Source organism: Synechococcus sp. R6-10 (assembly GCF_047461815.1).
GTDB lineage: Bacteria > Cyanobacteriota > Cyanobacteriia > Thermostichales > Thermostichaceae > Thermostichus.
The window spans coordinates 1-5,363 of the sequence record NZ_JANSHW010000103.1; the positions used below are offsets into that span (position 1 = coordinate 1).

Here is a 5,363-nt window from a genome sequence, read left to right on the forward strand (position 1 = left end):
AAGCAGCCATACTGAACATACTGTACATTATTTTCAGTATAGTCCAGCGTATCATTGACTAGAGTCATGCTCACTGTTAACGCGACTGAGCTGCAAAGGGATCCCCTCCCACATAGGTCGCCCCTATTTTGGCCTGGATCCCTCTTGGGGATGCTCTAGATCACTGCAAAAGTGCTCCGCACCGCTGACGGGATGGGAAGGGCCTGTACGGGAGCAGCTCACCGCAGTTTCTCCTCTCCAAGCCACACCCGGCGACGTCCTCTGTCCCACACCAGCAGGGTGTGGATCCCGATCCAAAGTCCTGTCCACAGCCAGTTGTGCAGCCAGATTTTGCCCAGGATGGGCAGGGTCAAGCCCTCCGTTCCCCCCAAAACCAGGCCGGCTGCCAAAATCAGCCCTTCAAAAGCCAGAAACCCCAAGATGAGCATGGCCGGGATCCAGAGATAGTTCAGCAGCAGTTGCCTTGGCCGAAGCGGCTTGGACTGAGAAAACAGAGGTCGGTAACCGCCAGCAAGAGCAATCCCCACCGTGCCGATCCCCAGCACCAACCCCCAGGCAAACGAATCGGGAGTGCGGGGATAGTTGTGCCAGGTGTAGCCAAAGATTTGGTTGGCCAGCCAAATCATCAAAGCACTAATGGCTGCCCTTTGGCGGGTTAAAGTTGTGCCCGCAACAATACCAACAGTTACAAAAGGAAGGGTACATGTATAAGCAATATTGCTGAGACAGCCGACGGTGGTAAACAAGCTGGGCCAGAACCAGCCTTGGGCCAAATCTTGAGCAGCTTGTATCCAAAGTGGGGCTGGGATTAAGCGGCAAGATCTGGGGATAGGTTGAGCACTCGATTGCAGGCCAATCATGCTTTAATCTCCTGGAAAAAGGTGGTCTTTCAGAGGACAGCCATTAAGCAAATGCTCAAAAACAATTTGTCGAGCTACTTGGGGAGTAACCCGCTTGTACCAGGTGCAATCTCCGGAGTAAAAAACCACCGGCCCCTGTTGGCAAACTTCCAAGCAGCCTGAGGTGATAACCTGTACGTCTAGGTTGGCTTCTCGAAGAGCCGATTCCAGAGCTTCCACAACCGGTTGGTAGTTGCGGGAAGGATAACAACGGCTGGAACGACAAACAGCAAGGTAGGGACGTTTAAGAGGGTTATCCTCATAGGGGATCCGCTCTTTCCCCTGCACATAGATGGCGCAGATGCGCTCGTAAAGAGAAAGCTTTTGGTAATCTGCTTTGCCTTCCGGCAGGTAGTCTTCCTCTGGCCCCAAAAAGGGACTGGGCAGGAAAATCTGCAGCAAAGGTTCTTCTGCTCCATTCCAGAATTGGATTCCCCACATGCGGGGCTGGCCTTGGGGATTGAGACGCCGGTAGAGGGCAGCACGGCTAACCAATCTTTTGCGGCGCAGCTCGGGTGGGGTCTTGCGATGGGGGCCGCCTTGGTGCTCCTCCAGGCACAAATGCAGGTGCCAAGTTTCGGTGGCAACGGTTAGATAGCCATCGTAGAGCACGCACAAAGCTGGAGGTTTCTTGAAAGCCAGCTCCAGCACCCCGCCTTCCGCCACATGGCCCACCTGGATCTCGGCCCAGTGCTCTTGAAACAGCTCGTAGAGCAACGGCCCCAAGCAGTCAATATGGGCAGGGATCCCTTCATAAAGGGTTGTCCAACCCGTTAAAGAAACTTCCTGCCAAGTTTGATGGAGAGGGGTTATCCAGGGCGTGAAAGCGGCCATGAGAGAGCTCCTCAAGGTAGTGGTGGAATACGAGTAATCACCTCTTTTTTCAGAGGGCGCTCGGCCCAGGGTAGGATCCCATCTGGCTTGGTGAGGTAGAGCTCTGCTGTCTGCAGAATCAGCTCCACATCTTTTGGATCCAGATCTCCAAAAACATAGGTCATCTTTTGAGGTGCTGCCAACGCAACAACGCAAGCATGGCTGCAGGCGCTCATACAGGCAACTGGTTTTAGAGTTAGTTGGGGGTGGAGGGTTTGGGATTGCAGGGCAGACAGCAGCATTTCTCCCTTGCTAGTCCCTTCTTTTTGGCCGTTAACCCACCGAGATCCGCAGGTGATGCAAACCCAGAGATAATGACCGCTGGGTTGCTGAGCAGCGCTGCCAGCTTGAACTGGCAACTGGGAAGTTGATTGAGACACAGAGCTGCTTGATACCGGCATAACTTGCAATCCAGACTTGACTGTAAAGGGCGCGATGAAGAAGGGGAAATGATCTCAATATCTAAGCGAGTGGTCAAGCAGTGAGCGAAATGGCTAAGCCTTTAAAATTGGCCTCTCAGATTGAGCCGAACGGTGCGACCCACTCCGGGGTAGCCGGGGAAAACCTCATATTGCTCATCCAGCAGGTTATCAACCCCCACTTCTAGAGCGAGATTTTCTGCAACCGGGATCCCTCCCCGCAGAGCCAGGTTGGTGTAGCCGGGCAGAGATTGGGTATTGGCGTTGTTGGTAAAGAAAGTGCCAATGTGATGCAGGAAAACTGAGGCATACCGATCCTCTGCATCGCGGTAGCTCAGGCCCAGGTTGAAGCTGTCTGCTCCCACGAAGGCTAGCTGTTTGCCAACCGCTTTGGGATCCAGCGCCGAGCGGATGATGGGATCGTTCAGGGTGTAGTTGGCAAAAAGAGTCCAGTTTTCCCCCAATCGCAAATCCAGGGCTGCTTCCAAGCCCGTGTATTCCACGAGCTCAATGTTTTCGTAGGTTCCCCTGCTCGGGCCAGTGCTGACAAAGGTAATGCCATCGCGGATGCGGTTATGGGCAAAGGTCAAGCGCAGTAGGCCAAAATCTCCCAGAGCCTGATCCAGGCCAATGTCAAAACTCTCTCCCCGCTCCGGTCGCAAATTGGGGTTGCCGTCGACTTCAAAAAAGCCGCGCAGCCGAAAGAACAGGTTTGAGATCAAGGGAGTGCGAAAGCTGCCGGCATAATTGGCCCTCAGGGTGGTGCTTTCTGCCAAAACCCAGCGGATCCCTGCGGCGGGAGAGGTGGCCGAACCGTTGACCAGATTGCTCGAATCTTGGCGAACACCTAAGTTGAGATAAAAGTTGGGCTGTGGCTTGTAATCCAGGCGGGCAAAGAGGGCCCCTTGGTTCACGGTATTGTCGTAGTTGACATTGGTGGATCCCCTGGCAAAGGAGAAGGTGGTGTTGCGAGCTGAAATGGATCGGTAGTCTGCTCCTAGAGTAAGCTCCAGGTTTTCAGCAGCCTTCCAGGTGTATTGCAGTTGGGATCCCCACCCCGTTCGCAGGATCTCATCCCGGGATCCCTGGCTTTGTGGGGCGCTGAAGCGATAGTTGAGGTCGTCAAAAAATACCCTAGCTTGCAGGGATCCCCTCTCTTGATCCCACAGCCAACTGAGATCTAACAGCAGGTCGTTGGTGTTTTGCCCTGCATCGGGGGAGGGAAACTCGGTGCTGCCGGGCACCTGAAACGCTTTATTGAGATAAAGGGCATTTCCGGTTAGGACCTGGCCTTCTGCCAGTTGCCAGGTGAGTTTGGCTTGTAGGTTGTGGTACTCCACTGCCGAGTTTTCCCGCCTGCCGGCTTTGCCCAAACGCCTAATTTCAAAGGGAAAGTCGTTGTTGCTCTGCAGACGGCGATAGCTGACCACCCAGCCCAGATCCTGCACCTGGCCGCGGTTTTGGATCCCTTGCTCATTGAGGCCGTAGCTGCCGATAGCCGCTTCCAGCACGGTCTCGGATCCCGGCTTTGGCTCCAGGGTTACGATGTTCATGACCCCGCCAACGGCATCGGAGCCGTATAAGGTGGAGCCCCCACCTGGAGAGATCTCAATACGCTCGACCACATCTGTAGTGATCTGAGACAGATCGAACCCGCCAAAAAAGCCCAGGTCGTTAATGGGGCGGCCATCCAAGAGCACCAAAACCTGGGCCGTTCGTCCTCCCCGCATAAACTGGGAGCTAAGGGCTCCCAACTGGGTTCCTGCCGTGCCGTCGCTGAGGATCCCGGGCAGGTAGCGCAGGGCCTCCTGAACCGTTCTTGCCCCTTGCTCTCGAATTTGCTGGCGGGTAATGACGTAAACCGGGCGGGAAGAATCCCGCAGCAAACCAGGACGGCGAAAAGGTGTGGTGACGGGTTGATTTAAAATCTCGGCGCTAACACCGGTTTCCAACACCTCTTGAGCTGAAGGTGAAGAGGCCGCCGGCTGCGCCCACGCTGGGATCCCCAAAACAAGACCCCCCAGCGCCAGGCTGAGACCTAGAATGGGATTCATTTTCTTTCTTGAAGCTCCTGATTCCGTGCGACGCGGAAGAAAGACGAGCCAGAACCGCAGGCGGGCATCCTGACTGAGGGCATAGGTCTAGCCCAAGCCCATCACAGTTGCGGCACAGCGCCGGATTTGCACCGGACTTTCCCCTTTACATGCCCTGGCTGATCCCCAGGACAACCTGTCGGTACAGCTTTCTCTGCGATTGCTCCGAAAAAGCCGTGCTAGGCATCATACATCCCCTGCTCTGGAGTTCCTATCCTGCCAGGGGGGATGTCATCCCCAGGGGTGAACGGGATCCCAACGGCAATCCCAGGGCTTCGGATGGGCCACATCCCATTTAGGCCAGATTTCTTCACTGCTTTGTAAGCAGTTGAAGGATAGCCCGCTGCTACTCCAGATCGCGAGGCCCAGGGATCCCTTAGCCTTTTAGAGAACAGAGATACGCTGAGACTTCACAAGACCCACAGCTTTTGGGAAAGCAAGATGGGGACGCTGGCCTAGCCGTCATGGGCGGGATCCGTATGAATTAGTACCCAACCGGATAGAAAAGAGGGGCTTTTTCGATTTCTGGCAAAGCCGTTGCCTGGTGGGCTGGATCCGGTTTAACTTGGCTGGGAGAGGCAATTGGCACCTCGATCATCCGATCCGGTACCAGCGGCACCATTTCGGAGCGGTCGGCGATTTCCCGGAGAGAATTGGCAATGGATTCTTGAGTCAGCAGAAACTGTCGTTCGTTGCGCTGCATCTGCTGCCACACCTGGTAACGCTGGCTCCACCGGCTTTGGGTATGCACAGTCCAACTGTAAAGGCTCAACACTGAAACGCCGGAGAGGATAGCCATCCCTGTGGAGATTTGCTTCCACCAGGCTAGGTGTTCTGCCCAAGCAAGATGCTGGCTGCGAGGATGGGCTGATTTCAACTTCAAATTCAAAGGTTGGGTGCGGCTGGCCTGAACTGTACCGGAGAGGGGTCGGCTCAGAGCAGAAGGCTGTCTGTGGCGACGAGGGCTTTTGGGACGATCAAGACCTGCGTTCAAAGGCTGGCTAACCATAGGGCTTAACCTCACACACACCAAGGGATCCGACGGTGCAGGACTGCCGGTTCCGCTTCACCCTAGTTCC

The 5,363-nt window shown here is 55.2% G+C and carries 5 protein-coding genes and 1 riboswitch; all 5 genes read right to left on the reverse strand.

Annotated features, from left to right (window positions below; translation table 11 throughout):
- Positions 1 to 218: 218 nt before the first annotated feature.
- The 5 genes from NW837_RS03490 to NW837_RS03510 all read right to left on the reverse strand — a co-directional run bounded on the left by NW837_RS03490 (position 219) and on the right by NW837_RS03510 (position 5,293).
- Positions 219 to 629, reverse strand: coding sequence for a hypothetical protein (locus NW837_RS03490; protein WP_414329293.1), 411 nt, complete (start codon positions 627 to 629; stop codon positions 219 to 221).
- A 234-nt stretch (positions 630 to 863) separates the two neighbouring features.
- Positions 864 to 1,733: a (2Fe-2S) ferredoxin domain-containing protein gene (locus NW837_RS03495; protein ID WP_414329294.1), complete on the reverse strand. Its 870-nt coding sequence runs from the start codon at positions 1,731 to 1,733 to the stop codon at positions 864 to 866.
- An 11-nt stretch (positions 1,734 to 1,744) separates the two neighbouring features.
- Positions 1,745 to 2,173, reverse strand: coding sequence for a DUF1636 domain-containing protein (locus tag NW837_RS03500; protein ID WP_414329295.1), 429 nt, complete (start codon positions 2,171 to 2,173; stop codon positions 1,745 to 1,747).
- Positions 2,174 to 2,274: 101 nt separating this feature from the next.
- Entirely contained in the window at positions 2,275 to 4,245 is a 1,971-nt protein-coding gene (locus NW837_RS03505) for a TonB-dependent receptor plug domain-containing protein (protein ID WP_414329296.1), read from the reverse strand.
- A 41-nt stretch (positions 4,246 to 4,286) separates the two neighbouring features.
- Positions 4,287 to 4,439: riboswitch (cobalamin riboswitch) on the reverse strand.
- A 329-nt stretch (positions 4,440 to 4,768) separates the two neighbouring features.
- Positions 4,769 to 5,293: a hypothetical protein gene (locus tag NW837_RS03510; RefSeq protein WP_414329297.1), complete on the reverse strand. Its 525-nt coding sequence runs from the start codon at positions 5,291 to 5,293 to the stop codon at positions 4,769 to 4,771.
- Positions 5,294 to 5,363: the final 70 nt, after the last annotated feature.

What these genes read in the sequence shown, in the direction of transcription:
- NW837_RS03495 (WP_414329294.1), bottom strand. Translation starts at nt 1,733, where the DNA reads ATGGCCGCTTTCACGCCCTGGATAACCCCTCTCCATCAAACTTGGCAG.
- NW837_RS03500 (WP_414329295.1), bottom strand. Translation starts at nt 2,173, where the DNA reads ATGCCGGTATCAAGCAGCTCTGTGTCTCAATCAACTTCCCAGTTGCCA.
- NW837_RS03505 (WP_414329296.1), bottom strand. Translation starts at nt 4,245, where the DNA reads ATGAATCCCATTCTAGGTCTCAGCCTGGCGCTGGGGGGTCTTGTTTTG.
- NW837_RS03510 (WP_414329297.1), bottom strand. Translation starts at nt 5,293, where the DNA reads ATGGTTAGCCAGCCTTTGAACGCAGGTCTTGATCGTCCCAAAAGCCCT.